The organism is Novosphingobium sp. (assembly GCF_965229225.1).
Classification (GTDB): Bacteria; Pseudomonadota; Alphaproteobacteria; order Sphingomonadales; family Sphingomonadaceae; genus Novosphingobium.
In genome coordinates, this window is sequence record NZ_OZ245867.1 from 4,173,255 (window position 1) to 4,190,272 (window position 17,018).

The 17,018-nt window shown below is 65.7% G+C and carries 15 protein-coding genes; 9 read left to right on the forward strand and 6 right to left on the reverse strand.

The window, feature by feature from the left end; translation table 11 throughout:
- Positions 1 to 164: 164 nt before the first annotated feature.
- Positions 165 to 842: a prolyl hydroxylase family protein gene (locus tag ACO06X_RS19595; protein ID WP_421837800.1), complete on the reverse strand. Its 678-nt coding sequence runs from the start codon at positions 840 to 842 to the stop codon at positions 165 to 167.
- 381 nt (positions 843 to 1,223) lie between these two features.
- Here ACO06X_RS19595 and ACO06X_RS19600 point away from each other — a divergent pair, with 381 nt between their 5' ends.
- Positions 1,224 to 1,538 (forward strand): winged helix DNA-binding protein, encoded by a 315-nt coding sequence (locus tag ACO06X_RS19600; protein WP_421837801.1) that lies wholly within the window; start codon positions 1,224 to 1,226, stop codon positions 1,536 to 1,538.
- Between the two features lie 4 nt (positions 1,539 to 1,542).
- Here ACO06X_RS19600 and ACO06X_RS19605 read toward each other — a convergent pair whose 3' ends face one another.
- Positions 1,543 to 2,985 carry a glutamate ligase domain-containing protein gene (locus ACO06X_RS19605; RefSeq protein WP_421837802.1) on the reverse strand — a complete coding sequence of 481 codons (1,443 nt, stop codon included), beginning with the start codon at positions 2,983 to 2,985 and terminating at the stop codon, positions 1,543 to 1,545.
- A gap of 54 nt (positions 2,986 to 3,039) precedes the next feature.
- Here ACO06X_RS19605 and ACO06X_RS19610 point away from each other — a divergent pair, with 54 nt between their 5' ends.
- The 7 genes from ACO06X_RS19610 (at position 3,040) to ACO06X_RS19640 (ending at position 9,635) form a co-directional block, all read left to right on the forward strand.
- Positions 3,040 to 3,864, forward strand: coding sequence for an LD-carboxypeptidase (locus tag ACO06X_RS19610; RefSeq protein WP_421837803.1), 825 nt, complete (start codon positions 3,040 to 3,042; stop codon positions 3,862 to 3,864).
- A 29-nt stretch (positions 3,865 to 3,893) separates the two neighbouring features.
- Positions 3,894 to 4,829, forward strand: a complete 936-nt coding sequence (gene fabD, locus ACO06X_RS19615; protein WP_421837804.1) for an ACP S-malonyltransferase — start codon at positions 3,894 to 3,896, stop codon at positions 4,827 to 4,829.
- Positions 4,830 to 4,873: 44 nt separating this feature from the next.
- Positions 4,874 to 5,266, forward strand: coding sequence for a GxxExxY protein (locus tag ACO06X_RS19620; protein ID WP_421837805.1), 393 nt, complete (start codon positions 4,874 to 4,876; stop codon positions 5,264 to 5,266).
- A gap of 52 nt (positions 5,267 to 5,318) precedes the next feature.
- Positions 5,319 to 6,083, forward strand: coding sequence for a 3-oxoacyl-[acyl-carrier-protein] reductase (gene fabG / locus ACO06X_RS19625; RefSeq protein WP_421837806.1), 765 nt, complete (start codon positions 5,319 to 5,321; stop codon positions 6,081 to 6,083).
- A gap of 5 nt (positions 6,084 to 6,088) precedes the next feature.
- Positions 6,089 to 6,625, forward strand: a complete 537-nt coding sequence (locus tag ACO06X_RS19630; RefSeq protein ID WP_421837807.1) for a hypothetical protein — start codon at positions 6,089 to 6,091, stop codon at positions 6,623 to 6,625.
- 215 nt (positions 6,626 to 6,840) lie between these two features.
- On the forward strand, positions 6,841 to 7,968 hold the full coding sequence (gene dnaN, locus ACO06X_RS19635; protein WP_421837808.1) for a DNA polymerase III subunit beta: 1,128 nt from the start codon (positions 6,841 to 6,843) through the stop codon (positions 7,966 to 7,968).
- A 251-nt stretch (positions 7,969 to 8,219) separates the two neighbouring features.
- Positions 8,220 to 9,635, forward strand: a complete 1,416-nt coding sequence (locus ACO06X_RS19640) for a methyl-accepting chemotaxis protein (protein ID WP_421837809.1) — start codon at positions 8,220 to 8,222, stop codon at positions 9,633 to 9,635.
- A 5-nt stretch (positions 9,636 to 9,640) separates the two neighbouring features.
- Here ACO06X_RS19640 and ACO06X_RS19645 read toward each other — a convergent pair whose 3' ends face one another.
- The 3 genes from ACO06X_RS19645 to ACO06X_RS19655 form a co-directional block, all read right to left on the reverse strand.
- The gene (locus ACO06X_RS19645) at positions 9,641 to 10,654 is read right to left on the reverse strand and encodes a zinc-dependent alcohol dehydrogenase family protein (RefSeq protein WP_421837810.1); all 1,014 of its coding nucleotides are present in this window, start codon (positions 10,652 to 10,654) and stop codon (positions 9,641 to 9,643) included.
- Entirely contained in the window at positions 10,651 to 12,399 is a 1,749-nt protein-coding gene (locus ACO06X_RS19650) for an N-acyl-D-amino-acid deacylase family protein (RefSeq protein ID WP_421837811.1), read from the reverse strand. Before ACO06X_RS19650 ends, ACO06X_RS19645 begins: the two co-directional genes overlap by 4 nt.
- Before the next feature lie 112 nt (positions 12,400 to 12,511).
- A complete protein-coding gene (locus ACO06X_RS19655) occupies positions 12,512 to 13,330 on the reverse strand; it encodes an alpha/beta fold hydrolase (protein WP_421837812.1) in 819 nt (272 codons plus the stop codon).
- 158 nt (positions 13,331 to 13,488) lie between these two features.
- On the opposite strand from ACO06X_RS19655, the gene ACO06X_RS19660 reads away from it, so the two are divergent.
- Positions 13,489 to 16,194, forward strand: a complete 2,706-nt coding sequence (locus tag ACO06X_RS19660; RefSeq protein WP_421837813.1) for an EAL domain-containing protein — start codon at positions 13,489 to 13,491, stop codon at positions 16,192 to 16,194.
- Between the two features lie 9 nt (positions 16,195 to 16,203).
- On the opposite strand, the gene ACO06X_RS19665 is transcribed toward ACO06X_RS19660, so the two are convergent.
- Entirely contained in the window at positions 16,204 to 16,965 is a 762-nt protein-coding gene (locus tag ACO06X_RS19665) for a DUF4197 domain-containing protein (protein ID WP_421837814.1), read from the reverse strand.
- Positions 16,966 to 17,018: the final 53 nt, after the last annotated feature.

A 17,018-nucleotide genomic window follows, 5' to 3' on the forward strand; every position in this document is an offset into this window, starting at 1 on the left:
GCTCCAAGTCGGCAAAGACGGCGCCCGTACCTGTTTGGTCAGAGCCCTTCAAGGGGCGCTCTGGTCGGCCAAGCTCCCAGTGCCCCTGCCGAAAGAGAACCCTTCCTCCTTGCACTGAGCCGTTTTGCCGCCAAACCCGATGGCGCAGATTATGCGTTTACGGCCTAATACCACGGCCTCGCCCGGTACCACTTCGTCACGATATACTTGACGCCCCGCTCCACCGGCCGCCCGGCATGGATCGTCAGCGGGTTGGGCTTCCCGTCGCGCCCCATGTTGTTCCACACCAGCAGCGCGCCCTTCTGCGGCGGCACGGAAATCGGTGCCCTGGGAAATTCGGTCGCGCCGCCCGCCTCGACGTCCGAGAGGTAGCCCATCGCCGTCCACGTCCGCTGCCCGCCGCGGCCTTCCTCGGTCGGCCAGTAGCTGGCGGAGGTATCGAAGTAATCGAAGTGCGCGCGGAACTCCTGGCCCGGTTCATAGCGCTGGCCCTGGATCACCTCGCCATGCGCATGGTCGATGCCCATGAGATCGTCGATCCGCCGCTCCAGCATGCGGATAAACGGATCATCGGGATCGACATCGCCGGTGTAGCTCGTCCGTCCGCTATCGGCATTGCCATGATAGGTGGGGGAGGGCCGCGCCACTGCATCGACCATCCCGATCAGCCGCGCGCATTCTTCCGCAGTGAATAAATCCGCCACTCCGTAGATCTCTATGCCATCGACCGGCAAGCGATAGACGCTTGGATCAGCCTCAAGCCGCGCTCGCACCCGCTCGCCCACTTTGGCGAGTGCAGGGGCATCCTGGGTTGCGGGCTTGGGACGGCGAAATCCGATCATGCGCTGCTCATGCCGCAGCGGCCGTTCTCTGCCAAGTGGCAGGTGATCAAACCCGGTCCGGATTACGTATCACCGGCCTGACATCGATGAGTTATGAAAAATAACTAAAGTTGCAACCGATCTGGACCAGATTTCTTGGCGGAAGGCTTACCAATAATGCGCAACATGGTTACGTATATTGCATGAACGATTGTTGATTGATCATGAGATTCCCAAGGGTCGCGTAACGACAAGACTGACCGCGAAAACAGTCAGCGCCATGTTTCCGATAGCCCGGCGGCGGGGGCGAACGAGCTTGGCGGCGAACGTCCCTTGGCATGCGAGGAGTTGGCATTGGACGGTCATGTCGATTTGGATGCGGAGACACTCCGCATCGCAAGATTGCTTTATGAAGCGCGCCGCCGCCGCGATGCGGCAAGCCCGATCAAGGGCCTTTTCGGAGAGCCCGGCTGGGATATTCTTCTGGACCTGTTCATTGCCCGCAAGACCCGCACGGCCTTGCAGGTTTCCAGCGTCTGTGCGGGTGCGGGCCTGCCTTCGACCACCGTTCTGCGCTGGATAGCCCGGCTGGAGCGTGAGGGGCTGATCGTCCGCGTGGCCGATCAGGAAGATGCCCGCCGCCGCTATGTCAGCCTGACAACGCGGGGCCTCCGGCTCACCACTTCGCTGCTCGACGCGGTCGGTCCGCTGGGCTGATGGCCTAGGCCAGCTGCGCCAGCAGGTCGCGGGCGAAGGCCGACAAGGTGTCATCCCGCGCGCCCATGATCACGATGCGGTCACCGGGCGCAGCCAGTTCGGCAATGCGCAGGGCGCAGTCGGCGCGGGCCGGGATATGCTCGGCGGTGCCGCCGTGGGCGCGTATCATGTCCACGATGCGCTCGCTGCCCACCGATCGGTCCACCGTGCCGCCGAAGTAGACCGGATCGCACAGGATCGCGGCGTCTCCGGCGCCGAGCCGCGTTGCCAGCACTTCCGCCAGTTCCGCCCCCATCTGGCGCAGCGGGCCATAGCCGTGCGGCTGGAAGAACGCGATCACCCGGCCGGGATGTGCTTTCAGCGTGGCCAGCGTTGCGGCGATCTTTTCCGGATTATGCCCGAAATCATCGATCACGGTCACATCGGCTGGGCTTGTCCCTACCACGTCGAACCGGCGGGCAAGTCCTGCATAGGTTCCCAAGGCCTGCACCGCATCGCCCAGCGGCACGCCCGCCGCGTGTGCCGCCGCCAGCGCCGCCAGCGCGTTGGAGAGATTGTGCCGGCCCGGCACCCCCAGCGCCAGCGCATGGCGTTCGCCAGTGCGTTGCAGCTCGATCAAGGCTGAAATCCCCAGGGGCGATTCGGCCACGCTGCCCTCCACCACGCCGAGATCGGCCTTGCTAGACCCTATGCCGAAAGTGAGCGCGCCGTCTAACGCCCGGCTGGCCAGCGCGGCGCTTTCCGCGTCGTCGAGATTGACCACCGCCGTACCGGCCCGCGCCAGAAAATCGCCAAACAGGCCGCGCAGTTCCTCCAGGCTCTTGTGGTCGAGGCTGACGTTGTTCAGCACCGCAATGCTCGGCCGGTACGCGGCGATCGAGCCGTCGCTTTCGTCGACCTCCGAGACGAACGGGCCGTCCGTCGCGCCGACCCGCGCGCTGGCAAAGGGCGCGTCAGGCCCTGCGAAGTTCTTCATCACCGCGCCGTTCATGATCGTGGGATCGCGCCCGCAGGCGGTGAGGATCCATCCGAGCATGCCGGTCACGGTCGATTTGCCGCTGGTCCCGCCCACGGCAATGCTCATCGGCGCCGCGTTGAACAGGGTGGAGAGCAGTTCGGCCCGGCGCATGCGGCGGCACCCCAGCTCTGCCGCGCGCACCATTTCCGGCACGGTATCCTCCACCGCGGCGGAGGCGACGAGGATCTGCCCTGCCGACGTGATGCCGCTGCCATCCTGCGGATGCAGCGTGAAGCCCAGACTTTCCAGCCATGTAAACTTTTCCGGCGTCCGCCCCTGATCGCGGCTGCGGTCCGATCCCGCGATCTGCGCGCCCTTGCCCTTCAGGATCAGCGCGAGTGGCAGCATGCCCGAACCACCGATGCCGCAGAAGAACCAGGGCTGTGCGGTGAGGTTCACACTCTCGTTCGCCGTATCGTCAATGCTCATGGCGCGAAGCGGTATGCGGCCTTGCAGCGCAGCGCAACCGGGTTAGGAAGCGTCATGCCAAGGATTGCGATCTGCGCGCCGGCCCGGCCGATCACCCATGAAGACGCTGCCGCCGTTTCCGCGCTAGCGGCGGACATTCCGGGCCTTGCGCTTTCGTTTCATCCGCAGTGCTTTCTGAAAGCGGGGCATTTCGCCGGCACCGATGCGCAGCGCCTTGAAGCCTTGCTCGAATGCGCAAACGATCCTTCGTTCGATGCCGTCTGGTTCGCGCGGGGCGGTTATGGCTCCAACCGGATCGCCGCCGATGCCGTCGCCGGGCTGGGCGAAGCTGCCCGCAGCAAGACCTATCTCGGCTATTCCGATACCGGCTACCTCCTCGCCGCGCTCTATCGTGCGGGGGTGGGGCAATCTGTCCACGCCCCAATGCCCGGCGATATCCGCCGTGAGGGCGGGCATGAGGCCGTGCGGCGCACCTTGCACTGGCTTGCCGGAGACCGTTCCGGCGTCGAGCGGGCGCAGGATGGCCGCCCCCGCGCCGCCTTCAATCTCACCACGCTCGCCATGCTCTGCGGCACGCCGCTGCTGCCCGATCTTTCAGGGCACGTGGTGATGGCCGAGGAAGTCTCCGAGCATCTCTATGCGGTGGACCGGTTGTTTTTCCACGTGACCGCGCAGCTTCAGGGCATAGCCGGGCTGCGGCTTGGCCGCATCGGCGATGTGCCCGAAAACGACGTCCCCTTCGGCGCCGACGAGGAGGCGATTGCGCGCGATTGGTGCGCCCGCAGCGGCATTCCCTATCTGGGCCGCGCCGATATCGGGCACGATGTTGATAACAAGATTGTCGCATTCGGGCTTGAGGGCACCCCCGCGAATCACTAGGCGCGCTCCGTCACAGCAGGAGTGTGTTGATGCGGGCATTCGTTTTTCCGGGGCAGGGCAGCCAGAAGCTGGGCATGGGCGCAGACCTCGCCGCCGCCAGCGCCGCCGCGCGTGAAGTTTTCGAGGAAGTCGACGACGCGCTCGGCCAGAAGCTCTTTGCGCTGATGACCGAGGGACCGGAAGACGAGCTGACCCTCACCGCCAATGCCCAGCCTGCGATCATGGCCAATGCCATCGCCGTGCTGCGCGTGCTGGAAAAGGAATGCGGCCTCGTCCTGGCTGACAAGGCGCAGTTCGTCGCCGGCCACAGTCTCGGCGAATACACCGCTCTCTGCGCCGCCGGAGCCTTCAGCCTCGCCGATACCGCCCGCCTGCTGCGCCTGCGCGGGTCCGCGATGCAGGCCGCCGTGCCGGTGGGCGAGGGTGCGATGTGCGCGCTGCTTGGCGCCGAGATCGATCAGGCCGCCGCGCTGGCTGAAGCCGCGGCGCAAGGTGAGGTTTGCACCGTCGCCAATGACAACGCGCCCGGCCAGGTCGTGCTTTCGGGCCACACTGCTGCGATCGAGCGCGCCATCGGCATGGTCAAGGAGCACGGCATCAAGCGCGGCATGCTTCTCCCCGTTTCCGCGCCCTTCCACTGCCCGCTGATGCAGCCCGCCGCCGATGCGATGGCCGAGGCGCTGGAGCGCACGCCGCCTGGCCCTCTGCGCGTCACCCTCATGGCCAATGTCACCGCCGCCGCCGTGACCGACCCCGCCGAAGTCCGCCGTCTCCTCGTCGAACAGGTCACCGGCCGTGTCCGCTGGCGCGAGAGCATGGTCGCACTGGGCGCTGCGGGCGTGGAGCACTTCGTCGAGCTTGGCGGCAAGGTCGTCGGCCCGATGATCACCCGCACCGTCAGCGATGTCGCAGTTGCCAGCCTCATCGGCATGGCCGATATCGAAGCCTTCGCGAAGGAGCTTTGAATTCAGGGTTCGCGCAGAGTTCGCAGAGATCGCAGAGGAAGAAGGTGCCAGCGATTGACGACATCAGCGCAAGAGTGGTTGGCGAAGCCATCAAGATTCATCGGGAACTTGGCCCCGGGCTCCTTGAAAGTGTTTACGAAGCAATTCTTGCAGCAAGCCTTGAGCGATCTGGCTACAAGGTGCAGCGTCAGGTACCAGTTTCCATCGAATACGACGGTATGAGGCTTGAGGGAGCGTTCAGGATCGACTTGCTAGTGGAAGAGAGTTTGATCGTCGAAATCAAAGCGGTCGAAACTTTGACCAAGGTGCATGCAAAGCAATTGCTGACCTATCTCAGGTTGATGAAGCAGCCCGTTGGGCTGTTGCTCAATTTTTCAGGGCTCACCATGAAAGAAGGCATCCGGCGGCTCGTGAACAACTACCAGCCCCCGTCCTGACTCTCTGCGATCTCTGCGATCTCTGCGCGAACCAAATTTACCGGAGCACACCATGGAACACCGCCTCTTCGATCTCGCCGGCATGACCGCCCTCGTCACCGGCGCTGCCGGCGGCATCGGCTCGGCGATCAGCCACGCCCTCGCAAAGCAGGGCGCACGCCTCGCGCTTTCGGGCACCAACCCGTCCAAGCTGCGTTCGTTCCGCGAGGAACTGAACGACACCTATGGTCATGACCACGTCGAGATCACCTGCGATCTCTCGAACACCGAGCAGGTCGAGCATCTGGTGCCTGCCGCGATCGATACGCTCGGCAAGGTCGATATTCTCGTCAACAACGCCGGCATCACGCGTGATAACCTCGCCATGCGGATGAAGGACGAGGAATGGGACGCCGTGATCCGCGTCAATCTCGAAGCCGCCTTCCGCCTGATGCGCGCGGCCTCCAAGCCGATGATGAAGGCACGCTTCGGGCGCATCATCACCATCACCAGCGTGGTCGGTGCCACTGGCAATCCGGGGCAGGTGAACTACGCCGCGGCCAAGGCGGGTCTCGTCGGCATGTCGAAGAGCCTTGCGCAGGAACTCGCCACGCGCGGCATCACCGTGAACTGCGTCGCCCCCGGTTTCATCCGCACCGCGATGACCGATGTGCTCCCCGATGCACAGAAGGACGCGCTCAACGCGCGCATCCCGATGGGCCGCATGGGCGAGGGGAGCGACATTGGCGCGGCGGTCGCCTATCTCGCCAGCCGCGATGCAGGCTACATGACCGGGCAGACGCTGCACGTGAATGGCGGCATGGCGATGCTCTCCTGATCGCCATGCGGCGCCCGTTGGCCTCTCTGGCGCCGCTCCTGCTTGCGCTGGCCGCCATGCCCTTTGCAGCGCAGGCCCGCGCGCCCCAGGCGCTTGCCTGCGCGGTGATCGCCGCGCCCGAGGGGCTCGATGCGCAGCTCGCCGACAGCATGCTCACGCTGGATGAGGCGCGCAGCAAGCCCGCACTCGATGCGCTTCATGCTCTCGTCGATCGCTGCGCGGCAGACCAGTTCCTTGGCGAGAAGGAGCGAGATGCCTATTTCGGTTACGTGCTCGGCCGGATGGCGCGCGATGGGCTCGATGCCTGGCTCAAGGCGGAGGGCATTCCGTCCGACCTCATCGACAAGGCGCTCGATATCGGCCCCGGCAATGCCAACAACCCGGCCACGCAAGTCACGCAGGGGGACCTGCGCCGCGTCTCCACTGCGCTCAGCGAGTCCGGCCGCGATCCGGCCAAGGTAACCCCTGTCGGCTGGGGCTTGATTACCGCGTGGATAGCCGCCACCGCGCAGATGTTCGATGCGCTGCGGGTGCTCGATTGAGGCCGCGGAGCAGCCCCGCCGTTTTCGCTGCATTTATGCACAGCTTCGCGGCTGCGAAGGCGGGTTGCGCTTGCCCGTGGCGGGGCGTGCGTTAAGGAAGATAGTCCAGTAACAACCCGTCTCCGCCCGCGATTCCATAGGCGCGGAGACGCCAGCTACACAGCCCTCAACGGTCCCGTGCCGGGACTCGCAAGGGCGGGGGACACGAGACGAGAATGAAGGCCACGATCGAACGCGCGACCTTGCTACGCTGCCTGTCCCATGTGCAATCGGTGGTGGAGCGTCGCAATACCATCCCGATCCTCTCGAACGTGCTGATCGAGGCTTCGCCCGATGGCTCGGTCCGCCTCATGGCAACCGACCTCGATCTCCAGATCATTGAAACGATGCCCGCGCGGGAAGTGGAGCGTGGCGGCGCGATCACGGTTTCCGCGCACCTCCTCTTCGATATCGCACGCAAGCTGCCCGATGGCAGTCAGGTCAGCCTCGATGCCGCCGATGGCCGCATGGTCGTCAAGGCCGGGCGCAGCCGGTTCCAGTTGCCCACGCTGCCGCGTGATGATTTCCCGGTGATCGTCGAAGGCGATCTGCCGACGAGCTTCGAAGTGCCCGCGCGCGTCCTCGCCGAACTGATCGACCGCACCCGCTTTGCGATCTCGACCGAGGAAACCCGCTACTACCTCAACGGCATTTTCCTCCACGTGGCGGACGAAGCGACGCCGGTGCTCAAGGCCGCCGCGACCGACGGCCACCGCCTCGCGCGCTATACCATTGCCCGGCCCGAAGGCGCTGAGGGCATGCCGGATGTGATCGTGCCGCGCAAATGCGTGGGCGAGCTGCGCAAGCTGCTCGATGATGTGCTCGATACCGCCGTGCTGCTTGATCTTTCGGCAAGCAAGGTGCGCTTCACGCTGGGTGGTGAACACGGCGTGGTGCTCACCAGCAAGCTGATCGACGGCACCTTCCCGGACTACAGCCGCGTGATCCCCACCGGGAACGACAAGCTGCTCCGCCTCGATCCGCGCAGCTTCTTCGAAGGCGTGGACCGCGTCGCAACGATCGCCACCGAGAAGACCCGCGCGGTCAAGATGGCGCTGGAGAACGACAAGGTTACGCTCTCGGTCACCAGCCCGGAAAACGGCACCGCCGCCGAAGAGATCGCCGCCGAATACCGCGCCGCAGGCTTCGAGATCGGCTTCAACGCCAATTATCTCAAGGACATCCTCAGCCAGATCGACGGGGACATCGTGGAACTCCACCTCGCCGATGCCGGCGCGCCGACGCTGATCCGCAAGGACGACAAATCGGCCGCGCTCTATGTGCTGATGCCGATGCGAGTGTGATCGCGGGCGGTGCAGGGGCTTCCTCAAGGCTCCCTGCACGGGCCCTGATCACGCGAACCTGCCCCAAAGGGCAGGCTTGGCCGATGGATGTAACTCTTAATCGATAAAGTCGCTGAATTGCGCGGGCAATTCGCCGGTCACCGACTGGCTGCTTCCATGGCCCGCTAGGCATTGGCGCGTAGCGGCCATATTGGCGTTTCGAAGTGTTGCCAGTTTATCCGAACCGGACACAAACCGGATGGATCACAATGATGGACAACCGCGACATCGCAAAAAAGCTGGCCTTCTTCTCGATCGGCCCGGACGACACGGTCCGACTTCCCGGAGTGGGCAAAGCCGTCGCCAGCGCGGGACCAGCTGCGCTTGACAAGCTCTACGACCGGATCGCTGCCACGCCCGAAACGGCCGGCTTCTTTGCTTCGAAAGCGGCCATGGGATCGGCCAAGGCCAAACAGATCGCCCATTGGCAGGCCCTCTTCGCGGGCGGTCCGACGGCCGATTATTTCCAGCGCGCCGAACGGGTCGGCAAAGTCCACGCCCGCATCGGCGTTTCCCCACAGTGGTACATCGGAGCCTATGCCAGCGTGCTGGAACCCATCCTCGGCACGATTGTTGGCCGGCTCTCGCGCGGCACGGCAAAGCGGATCGCCACGCTTGTCAAGATGGCGCTGCTCGACATGGAAATCGCGGTCGAGACCTACCTCGTGGTGGAGGAGGAGCGCCGGCGCGCGGTTATTGATGCCCTTGGCGCGGCACTCCAGCGCATGACCGATGGCAACTTCAGCACGCCGCTCGAAGCGCTGCCCCCCGAATTCGCCGCGATCCACAATGATTTCGAGACGATGCGCGCGCAGGTTGGCACCGCGCTCGGCGATGTCGCGCAGACTTCCCGCGCGGTCGACGTCGGCGCGCAGGAGATCCGGCAGGCGTCGGACGACCTCGCCCGCCGCACCGAACAGCAGGCCGCCAGCCTCGAGGAAGCCTCTGCCGCGATGACCGCGCTGGCCGCCAGTGTCGGCAGCACGGCGGGCGATGCCGCGCATCTCCATGATTCCGTGCAGGCCGCGCATGGCGATGCGCAGGCTGGCGGCGGCGTGGTCGACGAAGCGGTTCAGGCGATGACCGACATCTCCGTTTCCGCGCAGGAAATCGGCAAGATCATCAGCGTGATCGATGGCATCGCCTTCCAGACCAATCTCCTCGCGCTCAACGCCGGAGTCGAGGCGGCGCGCGCCGGGGATGCCGGGCGCGGGTTTGCGGTCGTCGCCAACGAAGTGCGCGCGCTCGCCCAGCGCTCTGCCGAAGCTGCGCTCGATATCAAGACGCTGATTGGGCAAAGCTCGGTGCAAGTGGAACGCGGCGTCGCGCTTGTCGGCCAGACCGGCGATTCCTTCGCGAGGATCGTACGCAAGGTCGGCGAAATCGCGCAGCTTGCGAGCAACATCGCCTCAGCCGCCAGCACGCAGGCCACCAACATCGGCCATGTCCGCGAGACCGTGCGCGAACTTGACGTCATGACGCAGCAGAACGCTGCGATGGTCGAGGAGGCGACCGCTGCCTCGCGCAACCTGGCGGGCGAGGCGGATCGCATGGCCGCGCTCGTCGGCCGTTTTGCGCTGGCGGATGCAGGTCAGGTCGACGCGGCGGAGTTTCGCCGCGCCGCCTGAGCCGGTCAGATATCGACGACGATCTTGCCGAAGTGGGTGTTGCTCGCCTGATGGCGAAACGCATCGCCAAGGCTCGCCAGCGGGAAGTGGCTGTCGATGATCGGGCGGATGCCATTGGCCTCCACTCCGGCGATCATGTCGAGCTGCATTGCCCGGCTGCCCACGGTCAGCCCCTGTACGCGCAGGTTCTTGGCCATCAGCAATGCGGTCTGCACCGGCCCGGCAAAGCCTGCCAGCACGCCGATCAGTGCAACATGGCCGCCCACGCGGGTCGCCATCATCGATTGGTCGAGCGTGCCAGCGCCGCCGATCTCGACCACGCAGTCCACACCCGCACCGCCGGTCAGTTCCAGCGCCTTGAGGCCCCAGGCCGGCACCTCCTTGTAGTTGATCAGCTCGTCCGCCCCCAGCGCGCGTAGTCGCTCCAGCTTGGCGTCCGACGAGCTGGTCGCGATTACCCGCGCGCCCGCTGCCTTGGCGAACTGCAGCGCGAAGATCGAAACGCCGCCGCTGCCCTGCACCAGCACGGTCGAACCCGGCTTGACCACTCCGTCCACGAACAGCGCACGCCATGCGGTAAGGCCCGCACAGGTCAGCGTTGCCGCTTCGGCGGCGGAATAGCCCTTGGGCACGCGGGTAAACCAGCCCTGCGGCGCAACGATTTCCTCGCGCGCATAGCCGTCGATGCCATCCCCCGGCACCGTGGTGAAGGCGGTAGCGGGCGGAGTGCCGTCGTCCCAGTTGGTGAAGAAGGTCGATACGACGAGATCGCCCGGCGCATAAGCCGTGACGCCATCGCCCACCGCCACAACTTCGCCCGCGCCGTCCGACATCGGAATGCGCCCGGCGGGAGCTGGCAGCATGCCTGTCACCACCGCGAAGTCATGGAAATTGAGCGAGGAGGCGCGCAGGCGCACGCGGATTTCGCCCGGACCGGGATCACCGCAATCGGGCAATTGGTCCAGATGCAGGCTATCGAGCGTCGCCGGGGCGCCGATACGGATCGCTGCATTGCTCATTCTGCGGCCTCCAGCATTTCGGCTTGTTGCGGCCCGCGCACCAGCACACCCGGCACCGCACCCGTCCAGATGCCCTGCTCGAAGGTCACCTCGCCCGATTTGATCGTGTAGAGATAGCCGTCCGCCTTCTGCAGCAGCCGCTTGCCGCCCGCCGGCAGGTCGAACGCCAGCCAAGGCTTGCCCAGCTTCAGCGCCTCCATGTCGATCACGTTGATATCAGCGAGTGCGCCGGGCGCGATCACGCCGCGATCGTTCATGCCATAGAGCCGCGCCGTATCGTGGCACTGGCGCTTCACCGCCTGCTCGAGGCTGAGCCGCCCGCCGCGCTTGCGATCACGCACCCAGTGCTGGAGCATGAAGGTGGGCGAGGCTGCATCGCAGATCGTGCCGCAATGCGCGCCGCCGTCCGAAAGCGAGTTCACGCAATCATCGCGTGATTGGAGTTCCTCAAGGAAATCAAGGTTTCCGTCAGCGTAGTTGAGGATCGGCAGATAGATAAACCCGGTGCCGCCATCCGCCAGCATCAGGTCATAGGCATAGCTTTCCGGCGTCACACCAGCCGCCGCCGCGCGTGCTGCAATGCTCGCGTCCGCCTGCGGCTCGTAGTCGAAGCCTTCGTCCATCTCGTACTGGTTCGCCCAGCCTTCGCCGATCACGCGGTAGAGGTGGACGATGTCGCTTTCGGGATAGACGTTGCTTTCCGAAAGGATGATCTTCTTGAACACCGGATCGGCAAGGTGGGTGAGCTGGTCTTCCCACGGCATCGCCGCAAGCGCGGCCCAGGTCGGGCGGAACATGAAGGGATGCACCGTCCCGCGCCAGTTCATCACGATGCCGTTGCCGCGCAGCGCGATCTGCGCGACGATGTTTGCGCCCGCCGCGTTCTGGCGGGTCATTTCCTCGATCTGTTCGGACAGCGGCAGTTCCTTGGCGATCGACTGCAGCGCGGCGAAGGTGACGGGGAGGCCCGTCTCGCGGCTCATCGCGCCCATCCAGCCGAACTCGTCCCATTCGCGCTTCATGTCGCTGGCCATTTCGAACACGCCGTGGCCCACGCGGCCCATGGCGCGGCCGATGCGGATCAGCTCCTCGGCTGTGGCGGTCGTGCCCGGCACCACTTCGCCGTCGATCGACTTGTGGATCACCGTGCGACTGGTCGAGAAGCCGAGCGCGCCCGCGCGCACGCCTTCCTCGACAATTTTGGCCATGGCATCAATATCTTCGTCGGTCGGAATCGCGCCCGGCTTTTCGCGGTCGCCCAGCACATAGGCGCGCACCGCGCCATGCGGGACGTGGGTTGCAACGTCGACACTGCGCGGCAGCCGCTCCAGCGCATCGAGGTATTCGGGGAAGCTCTCCCAGTCCCACTTGAGCCCTTCGGCGAGCGCGGTGCCGGGGATGTCCTCCACGCCTTCCATCAGCCCGATCAGCCATTCGTGCCGGTCGGGCGCGGCAGGCGCAAAGCCCACGCCGCAATTGCCCATCACCACCGTCGTCACGCCATGCCACGAGCTCGGCGCCATTTCCTGATCCCAGGTCGCCTGCCCGTCATAATGCGTGTGAATGTCCACCCAGCCCGGCGCGACGACCTTGCCGCCCGCGTCGATCTCGCGCTTCGCGGTGCCGGAGACCTTGCCCACGGCGGCGATCAGGCCGCCCTGCACGGCCACATCGCCGGTAAAGCGCGGACGGCCGGTGCCATCGACGATGGTTCCTCCCCGGATGATGAGATCATAAGTCGGCATCAGCAGGCTCCTCTATCCCCGCGCAGCCGACTCATCGCGGAGGGCCGTCGCGTTTAACTGGCCGATTAAGTCAGAGGATCGTGCCGGGGTCAACGCCCGCGGCTATTCGCGGTTACGCGTCGAGAAACCCGGTCAGCTTTTTGATGAAAGCATCGGGGCGGGCCAGCATGAACAGGTGCCCGCCACCCTCGCTCATCTCCAGCTTGCTGCCGGGGATCGCGTTGTGGAGGAAATGCAGGTTGGCGGGCGGGATGAGCTGGTCGTCGTCATCGCCCATGACCATGACCGGCATGCCCAGCAGCGGCAGGAACGGCGCGCTGCTCCAGCCCGCAAAGGCCGCCAGTTGGCAGCTCCAGCCCAGCGGCGAAGGCGCCGTTGCGGCATTGAGCGAGACCCGGTCCGCTCCCCCGCCGTTGTAGAACATCGCAAGGTTGCGGCGCAGCGCCTTCTCGACAGAATATTCCATCGGATCAAGCATCTGGCTGAGAATGGAGGCATTGCCGGGGATCATCGTGCCCCCCGCCGAGGTTGCCGCAAGCACCAGCTTGCCGGTGCGCGCGCGGTGCTGGAAAGCGAACTGCTGCACCACCGCGCCGCCCCAGCTGATGCCGACCAGATCGACCGAATCGATCCGCAGCCGGTCGAGCAGTGCGGCGAGCGTCAGCGCCATGTGCGGGATCGTGTAGGGGAAAATCGGATCGGGCGACTGGCCGATGCCCGGCATGTCGAAGCTGATGATGCGGCGGTCGGGCAGGCGGCACGCGATCGGCTCAAGCATCTCCATGTTCATGCCGATGCCGGGCAGGATCACGAGCGGGCGAGGCGCGGGGCGCGCGGTCTTGCTCTGGGCCGTGGGCTGGACATGCCATTGCCCCACCCGCAGGCGCCGTCCGGCAACGCCGATCATCGTAAAGCTGGCAGTCGTGGCCACGCGAATTCCTTGGCAATCAGGTAAATCAAAGTGTTGCCAGTGCCCTAGCACCGCACCGTGACGAGCAAAAGCAAACCTAAGGAATTCTGCGGAAAAAAGGTCCGAACTGGGTCGGGGCTTAACGGTTTCTCAAAGCAGTTAAGCGCAATTGACGCATGATGAGCCAATCGCCCGAGGACCACGCCGCATCGCAGGCCGAACCGACGCGCGCCTCGCGCGACTTCGCGCGTACGCAGCGTCGCCGCGAGCGCGTGCCGACCGCGCCCGTCAGCCGGGCTGATGTGGCCGGGGCGGCATTCCTGTTCGGCACCGGGCCCGGCCGCGGCCTTATCGCGCGCGAATGGCCGCACATGGCGCTGCCGATGGTGCTCGGCGTACTGGGCCTTGCCCTCGCCAACTTCTCGATCCGCCCGATCATCGCGCCGCTTCTCGCGCTGCTGGCCTCCGCGCTGCTGTTCGTCGCGCGCTTCACCTCGACCTACGAGGAAAGCCGCGATCACTCGACCGCCGTGCGCATGGCGCTGATGGGGGCCTCGATCGGCATTCCGCTGTTCATTTATGGTTATGCCATCGGCATTTGGGCAAGCAGCGGCGTGGTTCCCTGGGTTCAGGCGCTGGCGCTGCTGGTCACCATCTCGCTCCTCGCTACCGTGACCGAATCGGGCCGCCTCGCCGGCATGCTCACCGCCCAGGTCGCGATGTGGTCCGGCGTTACCTGGGTTTCCCATTTCGGGGCCGGTATGCTGTCGCTGCTCATTGGCGGCGTGATCGCGGTGGCCGCCTACCTGCGCCAGCGCGAGATCGATCTCAAGGTGCGCCTCGCAGTGGAAGAAGGCGTCCGCATCCAGACCCGCGCCGAGGAGATCCTCGCCGATTATGAGGAGACCGGGCAGGGCTGGTTCTGGGAAACCGACCGCCGCGGCCTCATCACCTACATTTCGCGCCCGGTTGCGGAAGTGCTGGGCCGCAAGGTCGATAATTTCATCGGCCGCCCCTTTGCGGAGCTGTTCAACCTCTCCGAAAAATCGGGCGAGGGTGAACGCACGCTGGCCTTCCACCTTTCCGCGCGCTCCAGCTTCTCCGAACTGGCGGTGCGCGCTGCGGTCTACGACGAGGAACGCTGGTGGTCGGTCACCGGACGTCCGACGTACGACGCCTTCAACAACTTCCAGGGCTTCCGCGGCTCGGGCACCGATCTCACCGAAAAGCGCCGCTCGCAGGAACACGCCTCGCGCCTTGCGCATTTCGATTCGCTCACGGGCCTGTCGAACCGCTTCCAGATGTCGCAGACGCTGGAGAAGATCCTCACCGCGCCCAACGAGCAGAACCGCGCCTGCGCGGTGTTCCTTCTCGATCTCGACCGGTTCAAGCAGGTCAACGATACGCTCGGCCACCCCGCCGGCGATGCACTGCTCAAGCAGGTCGCGCAGCGGCTTGAGCGCGTCATTGGCACCGTTGGCCGCGTCGGGCGTCTGGGCGGCGACGAGTTTCAGGTCATCCTTGCCGGCAAGATCGCGCGCGAACAGCTCGCCCATCTGGCCGAACGCATCATCGAACAGATCAGCCAGGCCTATTCGATCGACGGCAGCCGCGTGATGATCGGCGGTTCCGTCGGCATCGCGCTCGCGCCCGATGATGGCGTCACCAGCGAGGCGCTGATCCGCAACGCCGACCTGGCGCTCTATGCCGCCAAGGACGGCGGGCGCGGCCGTTTCCACTTCTACGCCGCCGATCTCCACAGCGATGCGGAAGAACGCCGCCAGCTGGAAGAAGACCTGCGCGATGCGATCACGCAAGGCGATCTCGAGCTTTACTACCAGCCGGTCGTGCAAACCGCGACCGAGCGGATCACCGGCTTCGAAGCGCTGCTGCGCTGGAACCACCCGCAGCACGGCTTCATTTCGCCCGCCAAGTTCGTGCCGATTGCGGAAGATGCCGGCCTCATCGTCTCGATCGGCGAATGGGCGCTGCGCACTGCCTGCCAGGATCTCGCCAAGTGGCCTTCGGACGTGCGCGTCGCGGTCAACGTATCGCCGCTGCAGTTTGCCAATCCGGCGCTGCCCTCGATGGTCACGAGCGCGCTGGCTTCGGCCGGGGTCGAGCCAGACCGGCTCGAACTTGAGATCACCGAAAGCGTCTTCCTCGGCGATGATACCGGGACCGAGGCCATGTTCCGCTCGCTCAAGGGGATCGGCGTCCGCCTCGCGCTCGATGATTTCGGCACCGGCTATTCCTCGCTCGGCTATCTCAAGCGCGCGCCGTTCGACAAGATCAAGATCGACCAGTCCTTCGTGCGCGGCGCGACGCAGGCCGGCAGCCGCAATGGCGCGATCATCGCCTCGATCGTCAGCCTTGCCGAAGCGCTCGGCATGGAAACGACCGCCGAGGGCGTCGAGACCCTCGACGAGCTCGATCTCGTGCGCATGCTCGGTTGCAGCCATGTGCAGGGCTATATCTACGAACGCCCTCTCTCCGCGCCCGCCACGCTGACCCGCCTTGCCACTGGCCTCATGGCCATCGCGCGCGGCCCCCGCTCGGCCCGCGCTGCGCGCCAGGCCATGCTCCGCCGCGTGGTGCTCGACCATGCCGGGCACCGCTACAACGGCACCGTGCGCAACATGTCGCTCACCGGCGCGCTGATCGAAGGACTGTGGAACGTACCGGCCGGCACGATCTTCCGCATCCAGCTTTCGGATGGCCACATTGTCACCGCCACCTGCCGCTGGGCCAGCGACGACCGCATGGGTGTCGAATTCTCGCAGCCGCTGCGGCTTGACGAGGACGGCCGCATCGCTGCCGTGGCGATCAAGTCCACCTTGGCACCGCTGCCCGACCCCCTCGCGAACCAGCGCAAGGTGGGGTGAAGCCGGACTTCAACCGCGCCCGAATATCTTCGCGATCAGCTTGCTGCCGGTCCCCAGCGGATTGCGCCGGATCTCCCGCTCCTGCTCGCCAAGGTAGAGGAACACTCCGTCGCTCGCCTTCTGGGTGACATAGCCGGTCAGGTCCCGCGCGCCGAACTGGCCCGCGATCAGGCTGTTCTTCGCACTGAACCGGTCGAGCGCCTGAAACGCCTTCACGCCCGACAGGGACTTTGCGACCACCGGCGTCATCGTCTGCTGCAGGTCCGGCCCCATCGTGCGGCGGAAGTAATCGGTGGCAGAGGTATCGCCGCCGGTCACGATCCCCAGCGCGTCGGTCACCGTCATCCGCGTGATCGCACTCTTCAGCAGCGGCAGCGCCTTGCCCACCGCGCCTTCCGCTGCGGCGTTGAGCTTGCCCGAAAGTCCATCGGTCACGCCCGCACGGTCGAGCGCCCCGAGCAGCCCGTTGAGCCGGCCCAGCGGACCCGGCAGGCCGATGCGCACGCGCGGATCATCGGCAAACCCGCCCGGCCGGCCCAACTGCGCAACCACCCGCTCCGCCGCCTTGCCCAGCGCCAGCTTGAGCCCGCCCGAAGCCTCGCTGCTGGTCACCCCCGGCGGCGGCGCGGTGGTGACAACATTGCTTGCCGGCGCGCCGGGGCCAAGAATGCGCCCCAGCAAGGCCCCCGCATCCTGCGCCGATTGTGCCGCTGCGGTTCCTGCCACCAGCGCCGCGATGGCCGCCCCCAGCCAAACTGTCCTCTTGCGCATGATCATGGTTTCCTCTTTCAGCCGCGCCCCCTGTCTGCGCCGCCGGGGCAAGC